Raw genomic sequence first — 16625 nt, 5'->3', positions numbered from 1 at the left:
GGGGGCCGACCGGCCATCATCTGTGTCATCGAAAATGTCTTCGCGAGCAAGCCCGCTCCCACATTCGATCGCATTCCTTCTGACGGAGCGCGATCAACTGTGGGAGCGGGCTTGCTCGCGAAGAACGATGACGCGGTCTAAAGCCAACTCAAACCCTCTCATCGCGAATCCACCCAACCTGACGCAGGAATCACAAATCAGCCCTTGAAATTCGCGTTCGCATAATCCGCCAATTTGCCCTGGATAAAGTCCAGAAAGCATTGAATCCGCAGGGCCAGCTGCGAGTTCCGGTAGTACACCGCGTTGATCGGCTGGCGATAGCCGCTGTTGAATTCGGCCAACAACACTTTCAAGCGTCCGGCCCGAATGTCTTCAATGGTCATGAAATGCGACAGGCTGGCAATGCCCTGGCCGTCCAGTGCCAGATGGCGGATGGTCTCGCCGCTGGAGGCGCTGATCGACGCCTGGATCGGCCAGCGATCGCCATGCACATAACGCAGCGGCCATTGGTTGAGGCCTTCGTTCTGGGTGAACCCCAGCAGCGTATGGCTGGCCAGGTCCGCCACGGCTTGCGGAGTGCCGTGCTTTTCCAGGTACGCCGGGCTGGCGACGATGTGCAGCGGGCTGCATCCCAGGGAGCGGGCATGCAATGTCGAGTCGGTCAGGGTGCCGATGCGGATGGCGATGTCGGTGCTCTGTTCCAGCAGGTCGATGATCAAATCGTTGCTATTGAGTTCGAGCTGGATGTCCGGGTAGAGCCGACGGAATTCATCAACGTAGGGCACGATGACATGCAGCATGAAAGGCGATGCCGCGTTGATGCGCAGGCGCCCGGACGGCGTTTGCTGGCGTGAGGACAGACGTTCTTCGAGTTCATCCATTTGGTCGAGAATCTGCTTGGCGTGCTCGAAGAAATACTTGCCCTCTTCGGTCAGGTCCATGCGTCGCGTGGTGCGATTGATCAATGTCGTGTCGAGCTTGGCCTCCAGCCGCGACAGCGTACGGCTGACCGCCGAAGGCGTTTGCCCGACCTGCTCGGCCGCTGCAGAAATCGACCCGCATTCAATCACGCAGACGAAAATCTGCAATTCATCGGATCTGGCTTTCACGTGTGTCCCTTATCGATAGTCCTGCGCCGTTCTATTGTGCAGCGAAAATCCAATGTGGCGAGGGGGCTTGCCCCCGTTCGGCGGCGAAGCCGTCGTAAGATCGACATACGCGGTTTATCTGAACCATCGCGCTCACCGGTTATGGGTCCGCTTCGCGCACCAACGGGGGCAAGCCCCCTCGCCACAAAAGCTCTCTCGCTACAAACCAGTGTCGGTGTCTGATATCGATAGTAGCCGAGCGTTACGCCTTCAGACCAAACACCTCAGCCAAATGCTGCTCATAACGCGCCACATCAGCTTCGATGTTCGGGCGCTTCATCACGTCTACGCAGAGGAACGTCGGCAAACCGGTCATGCCAAGGAACTCGTTGGCCTTGTGGAACGGGAAGTACACCGCGTCCACACCTTTGGCTTCGAAGAAATCGGTCGGGTCGTCGAAGGCTTGCTGCGGGGCGTTCCAGGTCAGCGACAGCATGTATTGCTTGCCGTGAATCAGGCCGCCGCTGCCGTACTTCTGCGACGCGTCCGAACGGGTGCGCCCGTCGCTGGCATAGAGGCTGCCATGCCCTTCGGTGAAGACTTCATCGATGTACTTTTTCACGGTCCACGGCGCGCCCATCCACCAGCCGGGCATCTGGTAAATGATCACGTCGGCCCACAGGAACTTGGCCACTTCTTCGGCGATGTCGTAGCCCTCGTCGATGAAGGTGGTTCTGACGTCCACACCGCCGCGATCCAGCACGCTCAACGCGGTTTCATGCAGGGTGGTGTTGTAGCGGCCGTCGGAGTGCGCAAACTTTTTGCCGCCATTGAGCAACAGGACTTTTTTCATGGGAGGTCTCGGGAAGGTCGGGAATCGGATGGCGGCAGAGTACCGACTGGCCTCGTGCGGAATAAGCGTCGATTGGGCAAATATCATTTGACCCATAAGCACGAATCAATGGCCGATTGTTGCCTTAGACTGATGCCAGTTCTGATCTGAGGAGAAATGTAGATGAGTGAAATCCAGGGCTTCATCCTGCACGCCAAGACCCGCCCGGAAAAATCCGATGCCTTCGAAGCGTTTTTCAGCAGCTACGTGGAAGCGAGCCGCGCCGAACCCGGTTGCATCGAATACCACATGTTGCGCGACAAACAGGACCCGACCCTGTTCATCTTCTACGAAATATGGCAGTCCCAGGCCCACCTCGATGTGCACTCGAACCTGCCGCACATGAAGCAGTTCCTCGACCAGCGCGATGAATACCTGGAACGGGACTTCGAGATCCGCGCCATCGAAATGATCAGCCCGTCGTCCGCTAGCCGCTGATCAGCAAATGGCCGCCGAGCAAACCAAGGCCAATGAAGAACACGCGCTTGAACAACACGGCGCTGATCCGCTGGCGCAGCGATTGCCCCAGCCACATGCCGAGCATTGCCGGGATCAGCGCCAACAGCGACGCGCTCAACTCGCCCCCGCCGAGAGCGCCGCGCCATAGCAAGCCTCCGGCCAGGGCCAGGGTCGAGACGGTGAACGACAGGCCCAGCGCCTGCACCAGTTCGTCCTTGCTCAAACCCAGCGCCTGCAGATAAGGCACCGCCGGAATCACGAATACGCCTGTAGCCGACGTGATGACGCCAGTCAGCACGCCACACAATGGACCGAGCCAGCGTTCGCTGCGCCGCCCTACGCGCAGAGTCGGCAGAAACAAACCGCTCAGCGCATAAAGCAACAATGCCGCCCCCAGCCCCCGCACCACCCAATGGCCACCGCTGATGCCGACCCACAGGGTGCCTGCCCCGGTGCCGATGAAAATCGCCAGCAACATCGGCCACAACCGTTTGATCAGCCCCGACAGATGCCCGCCGAATGCCAATTGCCAGACGTTGGTCAGGGTCGCCGGAATGATCAACAACGCCGCAGCCTGCGTCGGTGCCATAGCCACACCGAGCAGGCCCATGGCAACGGTCGGCAGGCCCAGGCCGATCACGCCCTTGATCATGCCGGCCAGCACAAAGGTGCCGATAACCAACAACGAAAGGGCCAGGCCGAGATTCTGATAAAACGCCGAGAGTGTATTCATGGGGCCATGGTGAGCCCGCAAGGGTTGATTGAAAATCTGCCATATACTGAGGCAGCCTCTCGCAAGGCAAGAGGCTGAATATCTGGGTCGAGGCTACTGGCCTCTTCGCGAGCAAGCCCGCTCCCACAGTGGATCGCGTCACCTGTGGGAGCGGGCTTGCCCGCGAAGGCGTCCTCCCAGACAACACACATCTTGAGGTTGCTGTAATGCACTTCGACCTGACCGACCTGCGCCTGTACCTGAACATCCTCGACACCGGCAAAATCACCGCCGGCGCCGCACGCAGTCATCTGTCCCTGGCCGCGGCCAGCGCGCGCATTCGTGCCATGGAAGCCTCACTGGGGATCGGGTTTCTCGAAAGAGGCCGGCGCGGTGTAGCGCCAACGCCGGCCGGCAAGGCCCTGGCTCAGCATGCCCGTACTCTGATGCAACAAGCCGAACGCCTGCAACAGGACCTGGCCGAATACGCCAAGGGCGTAAAAGGCCAGGTGCGATTGTTGTGCAACACCACGGCGATCACCGAGTACCTGCCGGAGTTGCTCGCCGACTTCCTGTGCGACCACCCCAACCTGGATATCGACCTGCAGGAATTGCCCAGCGCCCGCATCACCCACGCCTTGCGCCAGGGCGCGGCGGACCTCGGTATCGTCTCCGACGCCATCGACACCCACGACCTGCAAACCCGCCCGTTTCGCGATGATCCGCTGGTACTGATCATGCCCCGCGAACATCCCTTGGCACAGGCGGCCTCAGTTAGTTTCACCGACACATTGCGTCACGATTACGTCGGCCTGAACGCCAACAGCGCCCTCGCCGTGTACCTGGAGGAACAGGCGTTGCACACCGGTACACGGATGCAGATCCGCATCCGCGCCGATGGCTTCGACGGGTTGATGCGCATGGTCGCACACGGCGCCGGATTGGCGATTGTGCCGTTGGCGGCGATCCAGCGCGGGTCGCTCGATGAGCCGTTGAAAAGTGTCGCGCTGGAGGAAGACTGGGCGCAGCGCAAACTGCTGCTCTGTGCTCGCTCATTCGACAACCTGCCCGGTTATGCCAGAGCCCTGTTCGAGGCATTGCAGGGCGACAGCCTTTGAAGACTGTCGCCCCGCCGTGTTGCTTCCAGACTAGACCTTGGGCAACGGACGCAAGGCTTCGGCAGTCTTGGGTTTTCTGAAAAAGATGCCGTAGATCACCGTGAGTACCAGCAGGAAAGGCACACCGAAGACCAGAGTCATATTGAAGGCGTCGGTGAAATAGGTGGTGATCATCACCGCGCCCATCAGCAGCAGCCCCAACAGGGTCGAGTAAGGGAACAGTCGCATGCGGAACGACAGTTTGCGTTCACCGTTGCGTTGGTGATAACGACGGAAGCAGTAGTGCGTCAGGAAAATCATGAACCAGGTGAAAATGGCGCCGAACATGGAGATTGCCATCATCAATGTGAACGAGCTTTCCGGATACAGGATGTTGAGCAAGGTCGCCAGGGCGATACCCGAGCTCGACAGCAGCAGTGCGTTCAGCGGAATCCCGCTCTTGCTCAACACGCCCATGGACTTCGGCGCATAACCACCACGGGACAGGCTGAACATCATCCGCGTGGTGATGTACAACTGACTGTTCATCGCCGACAACGCCGCAATCAGAATCACGAAATTCATCACGCCGGTCGCACCGGGAATACCGATCGACTGCATGACCGTGACGAACGGGCTCTGGGCTTGACCGGCCTGGACCCACGGTACAATCGCCAGCATCAGCGCGAGGGTCAGCAGGTAGAACACCACCAGGCGCACGATGGTCGCGCGAAAGGCCTTCTTCACCGCTTGCTCCGGATCCTTCGCCTCTCCGGCGGCCACCGCGATCATCTCCACACTCAAGTAGCTGAAGATCGACACGATCACCGCGACCCACATCCCTTGCAAGCCATTGGGAAAAAAGCCGCCGTGGGAGGTGTAGTTATGCACGCCGTATTCCGGGTTACCGGAGCCGAACACCACATACACCGCAAGAATGATGAAGCCGACAATCGCGCCGATCTTGATGGTCGAGAACCAGTACTCGAAGGTGCCGAAGGTCTTCACGCTGATGGCGTTGAGCACGATCAGCACACTGGAGAACGAGACGATCCAGATCCATTCCGGCACGTTGGCGAACCAGTACTTCATGTACATCGCCACCGCCGTTACTTCCGTACCGACCGCCAGCACGATCGCCGCCCAGTAGGCATAGCGCACCAGGAACCCGGCCAGCGGGCTGACATAGAATTCGGCATAGGCACCGAACGAACCCGAGGTCGAATGGGCCACGGTCATTTCCGCCAGGCAGCCCATCAACAGCAGGGTGATGATCGCGCCAATGGCGTAGCTGAGCAGCACGCTCGGCCCGGCATAGCCGATGGCGTAGGCGCTGCCCATAAACAGCCCGGTGCCAATCGCACCGCCAATGGCGATCATGCTCATCTGCCCCGACGTCAGTTGACGCCGCAAGCCGTGTTCACGGTTGGATATCGTTTCAAAACCGGAGTTATCGGTCATTTGTCTGTCCTCTGAATATTGTCTTTCTTGAAGTGAGCACGTGGTTGGATGGTCTCGTGGGGATCAGCCACGCACAGCAGGACACGGATCAGAAAATACTCAGTGGATACTCGATGATGACGCGGACTTCGTTGTTGTCCGTGGTGTCGGCGCGCGCCACTTGAGCGGTCGAACGCACACTGGCCTGACGCACCCGCACCGACAGATCCCTGGCCTTGCCCGACTGCACGACGTAGCGCGCTTCGAGGTCGCGTTCCCAGCGTTTGCCGTCATCGCCGTAACGCCCGTAAGCGCCGTTGGGACCGCCGTCGTAGTGGCTGTCGTCGATATGGTCACCGCGGACGTAACGCGACATGAAGCTCAGGCCTGGCACGCCGAATGGCGCCATGTCCAGGTCGTAGCGAAGTTGCCAGGAACGTTCGTTGGGGGCGTTGAAATCGAGGACCTGGATCGAGTTGGCAAGGAAAATCGAAGTCCCCGGTTGTTGATCGAACCCCAGGTAATCGAACGGCTCATCGCCATCCACGCGTTGATACGCCAGGGTCAAACGATGGGCGCCGAACTTGTACGCTGTGGCCAACGACCAGGTGGTGTTATCGATCTTGCCGGCCAGGCTCTGGCCATCGTCGTTGGTACGGTAAATATTGAAATCCAGGTTCAGCGACTGCCCTTCGCTCAAGGCAAAGGTGTAGTTGGTGTTGGCGTAATACTGCCGCCAGATGTCGGTGAACTGCGAACCGTACAGGCTGACGCTCAGTTGATCGCTCACTGCATAGCTACCGCCCAGATAGTCGACGCTGCGGGTTTCCACCCCGGCATACAACGCTTTCAGGGCGCCATCGGCGTTGGTGGAGTTACTGTCGTTGCCGGCTGTGAAGTGGCCGATGTCCACTTGCAGCGCCTTGAGTTCATTACTGGTCAGCTGAAAGCCGGTGGCCACGCTGGTAAACAGTCGCGCATTGCCCGTGCCGAACACCGGGTTGAACGGGGTCAGGTTGCCGTACTTGAGTTCGGTGTTGGAGATCCGCGCCTTGAGCGCACCACCTGCTTCGGAATACTCATCCTCGGGGCGACCGTCGGAATCGACCGGCAGCAAACCGGTGCCGGTTCGTCCCTTGCCGCTGTCGAGTTTGAGGCCCAACTGCGCATAGGCATCGACGCCGAAACCCACCGCGCCCCGGGTATACCCGGAACGGTAATCGAGCATGATCCCGTGGGCCCATTCGTCCCGATAGTTCTGACCACCCGGGTTGTTGAGGTTGTTGCGGTAGAAATAGAAGTTGCGGTTGGTCAGGACCAGGCTGCTGTCTTCGACGAATCCATTGTCGGCTGCGGCATAAGCCATATGACCGACGCAACTGCTGATGGCGAGCGGCAAGGCTGGCCAAAGGGACAATTTCATTCTGCGTGCTCCTTATTATTGTGTTTGCACAGAACTTTTGATTGACGGCACCCGAAGCCCTGCTGCCAGGAAAACCCGGCAGCAAGACGCGGACATCGGTTAACTCAGGTGACGCTGTGGCGGACCTGGAATTGCGCCTGCGCCCAGGTTTTCCGGTCGAGGATTTCGCCGAGGATCTGCACGGCATCCCAGACCTCGGTGAACGTCGTGTACAGCGGGGTGAAGCCGAAGCGCATGATCCGCGGCTCGCGGTAGTCACCGATTACACCGCGGTCAATCAAGGCCTGGATCACGGCATAACCCTCGGGATGCTCAAAGCTGACATGGCTGCCACGCTTGGCGTGTTCGCGTGGCGTGACCAGGGTCAGCTCATGAGCGGCGCAGCGCTGCTCGACGAGTTCAATGAACAGGTCGGTCAGGGCCAGGGATTTGCGGCGCAGGCTGGCCATATCGGTCTGGGAGAAAACATCCAGCCCACACTCGACCATCGCCAATGAAGTGATTGGCTGGGTGCCGCACAGGTAGCGGGCGATGCCGCTGCTCGGCTCGTAGCGAGGCTCCATGGCGAACTGCCGCGAATGGCCGAACCAGCCCGACAAGGGCTGCGGCACCAGATCGCACAGCTGCGGCGAGACCCAGACAAACGCCTGTGAACCCGGACCGCCATTGAGGTATTTGTAAGTGCAACCGATGGCGTAGTCGGCGCCCGCCTGATGCAAATCAACCGGCACCGCCCCGGCGGAATGCGCCAGATCCCAGATAGCCAGCGCGCCACACTCGTGGCTCAGTGCGGTCAGGGCCTGCATGTCGTGCATGTAGCCGGTCTTGTAATTGACGTGGGTGAGCATCACCACTGCCGTGTCCTGGTCAATCGCTTGCGGCAACTCTTCCGGGCTGTCGACCAGACGCAAGGTGTACCCCTGCTGCAGCATGTCGGCCAGGCCTTCGGCGATGTACAGGTCGGTAGGGAAGTTGCTGGTTTCGGTGACGATCACCCGGCGCTCTGGAGACCGGGTGGCCTGCACACGCAACGCGGCGCTGAGCACCTTGAACAGGTTGATCGAGGTGGTGTCGGTCACCACCACTTCGCCGTCGCGGGCACCTATTAATGTGGCCAATCGGTTGCCCAGACGCTCGGACAGATCGCGCCAGCCAGCGCTGTTCCAACTGCGGATCAGGCCATTGCCCCACTCCTCGGCGATCACCGCCTGAGCGCGAGCCAATGCCGCGACAGGGCGTGCGCCCAAGGAGTTGCCGTCGAGATAAATCACGCCTTCAGGAAGCGCAAACTGCTGACGCAGAGGCGCCAGACTGTCCTGTGCATCAAGCGCCAGGCAATCGTTTCTTGTAGTCATTGGATGTCCTGTTTTTTTTGATGACATGCCGTCCGGGCACATCGTGAAAGTCGAGGCGAGCAGAGCGCCCAGCGCCCTGTTTCAGGCGCTATTTGCGTCTTTTTGGTGGAGAGATAATGAACTAAGCCTTGGAGAATTTTCGTGCAAAGTGAGCGACGCTATAGTACTTATCTCGCAGAAAATTCGATTCCAACGCTAATAAACACGGATTTATTTCAACCATGAATCTCGACTCGACAGACCTGCGAATCCTCCATCAACTGCAACAGGATGGTCGTATCAGCAATCAGGAATTGGCAGAGAAAGTCGCGCTGTCGCCGTCAGCTTGCCTGCGTCGATTACGCCTGTTGGAAAGCGAGGGAATCATCACCGGCTATCGCGCGGTGCTGAATGCCGAACGGCTGGGAATCGAACTGGAAGCCATCGTCCATGTGTCGTTGCGACAGGACGTCGCGGACTGGCACGAGACCTTCATCAAGAAGGTCCAGTCATGGCCGGAAGTGGTCACCGCGTATGTGATTACCGGGGCGAGCAACTATGTGTTGCGAGTACAGGCGCGCAACTTGAAACACTTCTCGGATTTCATCGTGAATCACCTGAACCGCACGGTGGGCGTCACCGACATCCGCTCGGAAATCGTCCTGCAGAAAATCAAGGAGCGCGACGAATTGCTGGACCTGGTGGTGCGCAGGTAAGGGCGCCCTGCCCCTCAGAAGCCACGCATGCGGCGGGCTTCGTTGCGCTGCAAAGTTATGGTCGGTGTTTCATCGAACAACTTGCGGTACTCGGCGGAAAAACGCCCGAGATGGGTGAAACCCCAGCCCATGGCGATCGCGGAAATATTGCGCGCAGAACCGTGCTCAAGAATCTCCTGACGCACGGCGTTCAAGCGGTATTTCTTCAGGTAGACCATCGGCGACAAGGCGAAGTACTTCTTGAACGCCTCGAACAACTTGAAGCGCGAGACTCCGGCGGCGGCCTCGATGTCCTCCAGGTGCAGGGCTTCGCGGGCGTTTGCATGGATGTACTGCCGGGCCCTGATCAGGTAGTGCGGCAACTTCACGCCCAGCACGTTTCGCAGCTCTTCTGAATAGTTGTTCGGCTGAGCGAGGATCAAGCCTTTGATCAGCGAACTTTCAATGTCCCGAGTGAAGGCCACCTGCTCATAGAGTTCGCTGCTGCGCTCCAGTTCGGCGATGAAATAGCGCGCCATGCGCCACCATGAGGCCGACGCTCCGTCGACCGCGTCCATCACCGGCTCGAACCGCAGCGGCGTATCCAGAGGCCGCTGTAGAAGCCCCTCCAGAGACTCGCTCATGGCGACTCGGGTAATCACCACCTGGACCTTGCGGCAATCGCCGGAGATCGCCAGCAGCTGGTTTTCATTCGGGGAAATGATCACCCCTTGATCGCGGTCGGACTTCATCACGCTGCCGTTCTTGCTCAACTCCTGCTCGCCCACCAGCGGCAGACTCAGGCTGTAACTGCTGAAGTGCTCGGCGTCTTCGATATCGATGGTGACATCGGTGCCGTACTCGATGGTTCCAAGGGTCGTGGCCATCGACTTGAACATATTGGCGCTGTGATGAAAACGGATCCGTTCGGGCGTCGTGGTGACGAGTCGATGCGGCCCGCAGATACCGGACATCCAGCGCCTCGCGGCCTCAAGGTCATCGCTGTCGACACGAATGTCGCGACACTGCGGATCAGTTTTGCTGTTCATCACGGCGCACTCACGGGCTATTTTTTCGGCGCGCTCTGACGGCGCGTCTCCGGATTGGAAAGGCAAGTTCCAAGCCACAAAACACCAGCGCCAACTTAGCGGATAGCAATCCTCAACTAAGCGGATAACGCCGCCGGCCAGAGGCAGACAATCGCTATCAAACCGCATTCGACGCTGGACAAAACAGTACCTGATTGCTGCAAACAGGGGCAGCCGTTCATCGCCTGGTGCGCCGTTTGAGTCGTCGCTGCCCAGCCTGATACCGGGTAGGTGTTACCGCACCAATTTTATGGACTGCCTTCGCCGACTAACCGGATAGACCCCTACCCGCCCTGCCCCCTCTAATGAGCCCACGATTAGCCCCAATAAAAACAGGTACACACCCATGAGTGGCGAAAAAAACGTCGAGCAGTGGAAAGCGTTTATCGAAGGCTGCCTGGATTTCCGTCCGGTAGAGGGCGTGTTCCGCATCGCCCGGGACATTTTCACCGAGCCGCAGTTGTTCGATCTGGAGATGGAACTGATCTTCGAGAAGAACTGGATCTATGCCTGCCACGAAAGCGAGCTGGCCAACAATCACGACTTCGTCACCATGCGCGCCGGCCGTCAGCCGATGATCATCACCCGCGACGGTGAAGGAAAACTCAACGCCCTGATCAACGCCTGCCAGCATCGCGGCACAACCCTGACCCGCGTCGGCAAGGGCAACCAGTCGACCTTCACTTGCCCGTTCCACGCCTGGTGCTACAAAAGCGACGGCCGCCTGGTGAAGGTCAAGGCGCCCGGTGAGTACCCGGAAGGTTTCGACAAGGCCACCCGTGGCCTGAAAAAGGCCCGTATCGAGAGCTACAAGGGCTTCGTGTTCATCAGCCTCGACGTGCACGCCGACAACAGCCTCGAAGACTTCCTCGGCGACGCCAAGGTGTTCTTCGACATGATGGTTGCCCAGTCACCCACCGGTGAGCTTGAAGTACTGCCCGGCAAGTCGGCCTACACCTACGACGGCAACTGGAAACTGCAGAACGAAAACGGCCTCGACGGCTACCACGTCAGCACTGTTCACTATAACTACGTGGCCACGGTGCAACACCGCCAGCAGGTCAACAGCGAGAACGGCACCAGCAGCGGCAGTACCCTCGACTACAGCAAACTCGGTGCCGGCGACGCCAATACCGATGACGGCTGGTTCGCCTTCAACAATGGTCATAGCGTGTTATTCAGCGACATGCCGAACCCGACGGTGCGCTCCGGCTACGCTACGATCATGCCGCGCCTGGTCGAAGAACACGGCCAGCAAAAAGCCGAATGGATGATGCATCGCCTGCGCAACCTGAACATCTATCCAAGCCTGTTTTTCCTCGATCAGATCAGCTCGCAACTGCGCATCATCCGCCCGGTGGCCTGGAACAAGACCGAGATCATCAGCCAGTGCCTGGGGGTGAAAAACGAGTCGGACGCCGACCGCGAAAACCGCATTCGCCAGTTCGAGGATTTCTTCAACGTCTCGGGCCTGGGTACACCGGATGACCTGGTGGAATTCCGTGAAGCCCAACGCGGTTTCCAGGCGCGCCTGGAGCGCTGGAGCGACATTTCCCGAGGCAGTCACCAATGGGCCACCGGCGCCACGCCCAACAGCGAAGCGATCGGCATTGCCCCGGCCATGACCGGCACTGAATTCACCCACGAAGGGCTGTACGTCAACCAGCACAGCAACTGGCAGAAATTCCTGCTCGATGGCCTGGACGCGAAATCCCTGAAACTCCGTGAGGTGCAATGATGAATGCGCAATTGAAGTACCAGATCGAACAGTTTTTCTATCGCAAATCCGAACTGTGTGACGCCCAGGATTGGGACGCCTATCTCCAGTTGTTCGACGAACAGAGTGAGTTCCACCTGCCGCAATGGGACTCGGAACACGTCTACACCCGCGACCCAAAACGCGAAATGTCGCTGATCTACTACCCCAACCGTTCCGGCCTGGAAGACCGCGTGTTCCGTCTGCGCACAGGCAAGTCCGCGTCTTCGACGCCGATGCCGCGCACCTTGCATTTGATCAACAACGTGCAGATCGACGAACTGGAGAACGGCGAGCTGGAGGTGCGCCTGAACTGGCACACCTTGTTCTATCGACTGGCCACGGCCGAGCAGTTCTTTGGCCGTGCGACCTATCATCTCAAGCCTCATGCCGACAGCTGGCTGATCAGCCGCAAGCATGTGCTGCTGCTCAACGACACCATCAACTCGGTACTCGACTTCTACCACCTCTGAACCCATGGAGACCGAGGCATGAATCACAAAGTAGCGTTCAGCTTTGCCGACGGTAAAACCCTGTTCTTTCCGGTACAGCCCAACGAAATCCTGCTCGACGCCGCCCTGCGCAACGGTATCAACATTCCCCTGGATTGCCGCGAAGGCGTCTGCGGAACCTGCCAGGGTCGCTGTGAATCCGGCGACTACAGCCAGGATTATGTGGACGAGGAAGCCCTCTCGAGCCTGGACCTGCAGCAGCGCAAGATGCTCACCTGCCAGACCCGCGTGAAGTCCGACGCGGCGTTCTATTTCGACTTCGCCTCCAGCCTGTGCAACGCCTCGGGTCCGGAACAACTGAGCGCAACGGTGACTGACGTCAGCCAGATTTCAGCCGGCACCGCGATCCTGCACCTGGAACTCGGTACGACGACCCCACTGGATTTTCTGCCGGGGCAATACGCCCGGTTGTCGATTCCGGGGACCGAAAGCAAGCGTTCCTACTCGTTTGCCAATCGGCCGAGTGAACACAATCAACTGCAATTTTTGATTCGCCTGTTGCCCGACGGGGTGATGAGCAACTACATCCGTGAACGTTGCCGGGTGGGCGACGAAATCATGCTGGAGGCGCCTCTGGGTGCGTTCTATCTGCGGCATGTGGCCAAACCGCTGATTCTGGTGGCGGGCGGAACCGGGCTGTCGGCACTGCTGGGCATGCTCGACGACCTCGCCGAACGCGGTTGCGCGCAGCCGGTGCACCTGTACTACGGCGTGCGCGACGCTGCCGATCTGTGCGAACGCGCACGGATCGAGGCCTATGCCGAACGCCTTCCGGGGTTTCGCTACACCGAAGTCGTCAGCGATCCATCGCCACAGTGGACGGGCAAGCGCGGCTACATTGCCGAGCATTTCGACATCAGTGAACTGCGCGACGCGCCGGTCGACATGTACGTCTGCGGTCCACCGCCGATGGTCGAGTCGATCAAGGACTGGTTGCAGACCCAGGCACTGGACAGCGTTCACCTGTACTACGAAAAGTTCACCGAGAGTAATATCTGATCTTTCAAATCAGGCCTGACAACAATAACCAGAAGGGAACGAGATGGCGGATGAAATCTTGCAACAGGGAACGCTCAAGCGGGGGTTGAAAAATCGCCATATTCAACTGATCGCCCTGGGCGGGGCTATTGGCACCGGGCTGTTCCTCGGCTCTGCAGGCGTGCTCAAGTCGGCCGGCCCGTCGATGATCCTCGGTTATGCGATTGCCGGGTTCATCGCCTTCCTGATCATGCGCCAGTTGGGCGAGATGATTGTCGAGGAGCCGGTGGCCGGTTCGTTCAGTCACTTCGCCCACAAGTACTGGAGCGGTTATGCCGGCTTCCTGTCCGGCTGGAATTACTGGGTGCTGTACGTGCTGGTGGGCATGGCCGAGCTGACGGCCGTCGGCAAGTACGTGCAGTTCTGGTGGCCGGAGATCCCGACCTGGGTCAGCGCCGCGGTGTTCTTCGTCCTGGTTAACCTGATCAACACGATGAACGTCAAAGTCTTCGGCGAAATGGAGTTCTGGTTCGCGATCATCAAGGTCGTGGCAATCATCGGCATGATCGTCCTGGGCTGCTACATGCTGTTCAGCGGCACCGGCGGCCCGCAGGCGTCGGTCAGCAACCTGTGGAGCCACGGCGGTTTCTTCCCCAACGGCACCACCGGCTTGCTGATGTCGATGGCGTTCATCATGTTCTCCTTCGGCGGCCTGGAACTGGTCGGCATCACCGCCGCTGAAGCCAGCGAGCCGAGGAAGGTGATTCCCAAGGCGATCAACCAGGTGGTTTATCGCGTGTTGATCTTCTACGTCGGCGCACTCACCGTGCTGCTGTCGCTGTACCCCTGGGATCAACTGTTGCAGACCCTCGGCGCGTCCGGAGATGCCTACAGCGGCAGCCCGTTCGTACAGATCTTCTCGCTGATCGGCAGCGACACCGCCGCGCACATCCTCAACTTCGTGGTGCTCACCGCGGCGCTCTCGGTCTACAACAGCGGCGTCTACTGCAACAGCCGCATGCTCTACGGCCTGGCCGAACAGGGCGACGCACCGAAGTCGCTGATGAAACTGAACAAACAGGGCGTGCCACTGCGGGCGCTGGGCATCTCGGCGCTGATCACCATGCTGTCCGTGCTGGTCAACTACCTGGCGCCCCATGAAGCTCTGGAATTGCTGTTCGCCCTGGTGGTCGCCTCGTTGATGATCAACTGGACGCTGATCAGCCTGACCCACCTGAAGTTTCGCAAGATCATGGGCCAGCAAGGCATCGTGCCGGGCTTCAAGTCGTTCTGGTTTCCCTACAGCAACTACCTGTGCCTGGCGTTCATGGCCATGATCATCTGCGTGATGTGGATGATTCCGGGCATACGCGCCTCGGTCATCGCCATCCCGGTGTGGGTGGCGATCATCTACCTGTTCTACCGGATACGTGTGGCGCGGGATCGCGGCTTGCCAGTCGCTCAATAATCCTGCGTGCAACAAAAAGCCCCGGCATTCATTGAATGCCGGGGCTTTTTAATGCCTGTCAGGTCAAAGGGTCGAACGCACCCGCCACAACTCCGGGAACAGCACGGTATCGAGCATCTTGCGCAGATAACCCACCCCTTCAGTGCCGCCAGTGCCGGGTTGGAAGCCGATGATCCGCTCGACCGTGGTGACATGGCGGAAGCGCCACTGGCGGAACGAGTCTTCGAGATCGATGAATTTCTCGGCCAGTTGATAGAGATCCCAATAACGCGACGGATCCTTGTAGACCACACGCCAGGCCGCTTCGACCGAGGCGTCATGCTGCGTAGGGGCGGTCGGATCATGCTCGAAACGCTGCGGGTCGATCGCCAGGCCGGCGCTGGCCATCAAGCGAATGGCTTCGTCATACAGCGAAGGGGTGGCAATGGCTTTTTCGAGCTCCTGCAACAGCTCCGGCCGATGGGCGTGGGGGCGCAATAGCGTTGCGCTTTTGTTGCCCAGGATGAACTCGATTTCACGGTACTGAAACGACTGGAAGCCCGACGATTGCCCCAGGAAAGGCCTGATCGAGTGGTACTCGGTGGGCGTCATGGTGGCCAGCACCGTCCACGCATGCACCAGCTGATCAAAGATCCGCGAGACCCGCGCCAGCATCTTGAAGGCCGGCGGCAACTCACCCAGCCGAACGTGTTCGCGGGCGGCCTTGAGCTCGTGCAGCATCAGCTTCATCCACAGCTCGGAGGTCTGGTGCTGGATGATGAACAGCATCTCGTTGTGGTCCGGCGACAACGGGTGCTGGGCACTGAGGATACGCCCCAGGTCCAGGTAGTCGCCGTAGCTCATGGAGTCGGAAAAATTCAGCTCGGCGTTATGCCATTCCTCTGTCTGATTGGCAGGCGAATACGGACATTGGCTCATTGAGCAGGCTCCTCATGTGGCGGTGAATTCAGTGGACGCAATATGGCCCGGACCGGGCTGGCATCGAGATTGGCAAAACGTAACGGCAGCGCGATCAGTTCATAATCGCCTTCGGGGACTTCATCGAGCACGATGCCTTCGAGAATGGCCATGCCGTGATGCGCCACCGCGTTGTGCGAATCCATGGTCTTGGATTGCTGCGGGTCCAGCGACGGCGTATCGATGCCGATCAGCCGCACGCCGAGACTGGCCAGCAGATCGACGGTTTCTTTGGCGACGGCGGTGAAATTCGGGTCCCAGGTGGTCAGCGGTGCGTTTCGATAAGTACGCAGCAGGACGCGCTCAGGGAGATGGTCCAGGCGCCCCCGCAGTTGCTCCGGCTGCACCAGTTGGCCGCTGTCCAGGCAGTGCAACACCCGGCAAGGCCCGATATAGACGTCCAGCGACACTTCGCCAATGGCCTTGCCATCCGCGCTGTAGTGCAGTGGCGCGTCGACATGGGCGCCGGTGTGCGGCGACAGCGTGATACGCCCGACATTCACAGGGCACTCGGGCCCCAAGCTCCAGACGCGTTCTTCCTGAAACGGCGTATCACCCGGCCAGGTCGGGGTTGCGGTACTCAGGGGCGGGCTGATGTCCCACCACGACATTGTTTTTTTCATAGCAAAGCTCTCGGCCTTTTCCGAAGTGAATGATACGAGTGATACCTGTGCATGTTCTTGCGAAAACTTTCGGTAATGCTCGGGTCTTTCGCAGAAACCGCCG

At 59.4% G+C, this 16625-nt stretch carries 16 protein-coding genes; 7 read left to right on the top strand and 9 right to left on the bottom strand.

The features are described from left to right. Positions 1–197: 197 nt before the first annotated feature. Positions 198–1109, bottom strand: a complete 912-nt coding sequence (locus tag PMI28_RS09630; protein ID WP_007989026.1) for a LysR family transcriptional regulator — start codon at positions 1107–1109, stop codon at positions 198–200. Positions 1110–1350: 241 nt separating this feature from the next. After that, the gene (locus PMI28_RS09635) at positions 1351–1941 is read right to left on the bottom strand and encodes an NAD(P)H-dependent oxidoreductase (protein WP_007989024.1); all 591 of its coding nucleotides are present in this window, start codon (positions 1939–1941) and stop codon (positions 1351–1353) included. A 162-nt stretch (positions 1942–2103) separates the two neighbouring features. Here PMI28_RS09635 and PMI28_RS09640 point away from each other — a divergent pair, with 162 nt between their 5' ends. After that, positions 2104–2418 (top strand): putative quinol monooxygenase, encoded by a 315-nt coding sequence (locus PMI28_RS09640; protein ID WP_007989021.1) that lies wholly within the window; start codon positions 2104–2106, stop codon positions 2416–2418. On the opposite strand, the gene PMI28_RS09645 is transcribed toward PMI28_RS09640, so the two are convergent. Beyond that, on the bottom strand, positions 2408–3172 hold the full coding sequence (locus PMI28_RS09645; RefSeq protein ID WP_007989020.1) for a sulfite exporter TauE/SafE family protein: 765 nt from the start codon (positions 3170–3172) through the stop codon (positions 2408–2410). The genes PMI28_RS09640 and PMI28_RS09645 overlap by 11 nt on opposite strands. Positions 3173–3378: 206 nt before the next feature. Here PMI28_RS09645 and PMI28_RS09650 point away from each other — a divergent pair, with 206 nt between their 5' ends. Continuing rightward, positions 3379–4269 (top strand): LysR substrate-binding domain-containing protein, encoded by an 891-nt coding sequence (locus PMI28_RS09650; protein ID WP_007989017.1) that lies wholly within the window; start codon positions 3379–3381, stop codon positions 4267–4269. Between the two features lie 30 nt (positions 4270–4299). Here the strand turns inward: PMI28_RS09650 and PMI28_RS09655 are convergent, their stop codons facing one another. The 3 genes from PMI28_RS09655 to kynU all read right to left on the bottom strand — a co-directional run bounded on the left by PMI28_RS09655 (position 4300) and on the right by kynU (position 8466). Then, on the bottom strand, positions 4300–5709 hold the full coding sequence (locus PMI28_RS09655; RefSeq protein WP_007989014.1) for an amino acid permease: 1410 nt from the start codon (positions 5707–5709) through the stop codon (positions 4300–4302). 88 nt (positions 5710–5797) lie between these two features. Continuing rightward, positions 5798–7111, bottom strand: a complete 1314-nt coding sequence (locus tag PMI28_RS09660) for an OprD family porin (RefSeq protein ID WP_007989011.1) — start codon at positions 7109–7111, stop codon at positions 5798–5800. Between the two features lie 104 nt (positions 7112–7215). Further along, positions 7216–8466, bottom strand: a complete 1251-nt coding sequence (gene kynU / locus PMI28_RS09665; RefSeq protein WP_007989009.1) for a kynureninase — start codon at positions 8464–8466, stop codon at positions 7216–7218. Positions 8467–8687: 221 nt separating this feature from the next. Here kynU and PMI28_RS09670 point away from each other — a divergent pair, with 221 nt between their 5' ends. Further along, positions 8688–9161, top strand: a complete 474-nt coding sequence (locus PMI28_RS09670; protein ID WP_007989007.1) for an Lrp/AsnC family transcriptional regulator — start codon at positions 8688–8690, stop codon at positions 9159–9161. Positions 9162–9175: 14 nt separating this feature from the next. Here the strand turns inward: PMI28_RS09670 and PMI28_RS09675 are convergent, their stop codons facing one another. Then, entirely contained in the window at positions 9176–10189 is a 1014-nt protein-coding gene (locus tag PMI28_RS09675; protein ID WP_007989005.1) for an AraC family transcriptional regulator, read from the bottom strand. A gap of 385 nt (positions 10190–10574) precedes the next feature. Here PMI28_RS09675 and antA point away from each other — a divergent pair, with 385 nt between their 5' ends. From antA to PMI28_RS09695, 4 genes are read left to right on the top strand one after another with little or no spacing between them, the layout of a single operon-like run. Beyond that, a complete protein-coding gene (antA, locus tag PMI28_RS09680; RefSeq protein WP_007989003.1) occupies positions 10575–11966 on the top strand; it encodes an anthranilate 1,2-dioxygenase large subunit in 1392 nt (463 codons plus the stop codon). Beyond that, positions 11966–12457: an anthranilate 1,2-dioxygenase small subunit gene (gene antB / locus PMI28_RS09685; RefSeq protein WP_007989001.1), complete on the top strand. Its 492-nt coding sequence runs from the start codon at positions 11966–11968 to the stop codon at positions 12455–12457. Before antA ends, antB begins: the two co-directional genes overlap by 1 nt. 18 nt (positions 12458–12475) lie before the next feature. Beyond that, positions 12476–13495, top strand: coding sequence for an anthranilate 1,2-dioxygenase electron transfer component AntC (antC, locus tag PMI28_RS09690; RefSeq protein WP_007988999.1), 1020 nt, complete (start codon positions 12476–12478; stop codon positions 13493–13495). Positions 13496–13538: 43 nt separating this feature from the next. After that, positions 13539–14942, top strand: a complete 1404-nt coding sequence (locus PMI28_RS09695) for an amino acid permease (protein ID WP_007988997.1) — start codon at positions 13539–13541, stop codon at positions 14940–14942. A 63-nt stretch (positions 14943–15005) separates the two neighbouring features. On the opposite strand, the gene kynA is transcribed toward PMI28_RS09695, so the two are convergent. Together kynA and kynB are read right to left on the bottom strand one after the other, a co-directional pair. Continuing rightward, a complete protein-coding gene (gene kynA / locus PMI28_RS09700) occupies positions 15006–15860 on the bottom strand; it encodes a tryptophan 2,3-dioxygenase (protein ID WP_007988995.1) in 855 nt (284 codons plus the stop codon). After that, positions 15857–16522 carry an arylformamidase gene (kynB, locus tag PMI28_RS09705; protein WP_007988993.1) on the bottom strand — a complete coding sequence of 222 codons (666 nt, stop codon included), beginning with the start codon at positions 16520–16522 and terminating at the stop codon, positions 15857–15859. Before kynB ends, kynA begins: the two co-directional genes overlap by 4 nt. Positions 16523–16625 lie beyond the last annotated feature (103 nt).

It is taken from the genome of Pseudomonas sp. GM48, assembly GCF_000282335.1.
GTDB lineage: Bacteria > Pseudomonadota > Gammaproteobacteria > Pseudomonadales > Pseudomonadaceae > Aquipseudomonas.
The sequence above is the reverse complement of the archived record's forward strand: the minus strand, read 5'-3'. Positions and strand labels throughout refer to the sequence as shown.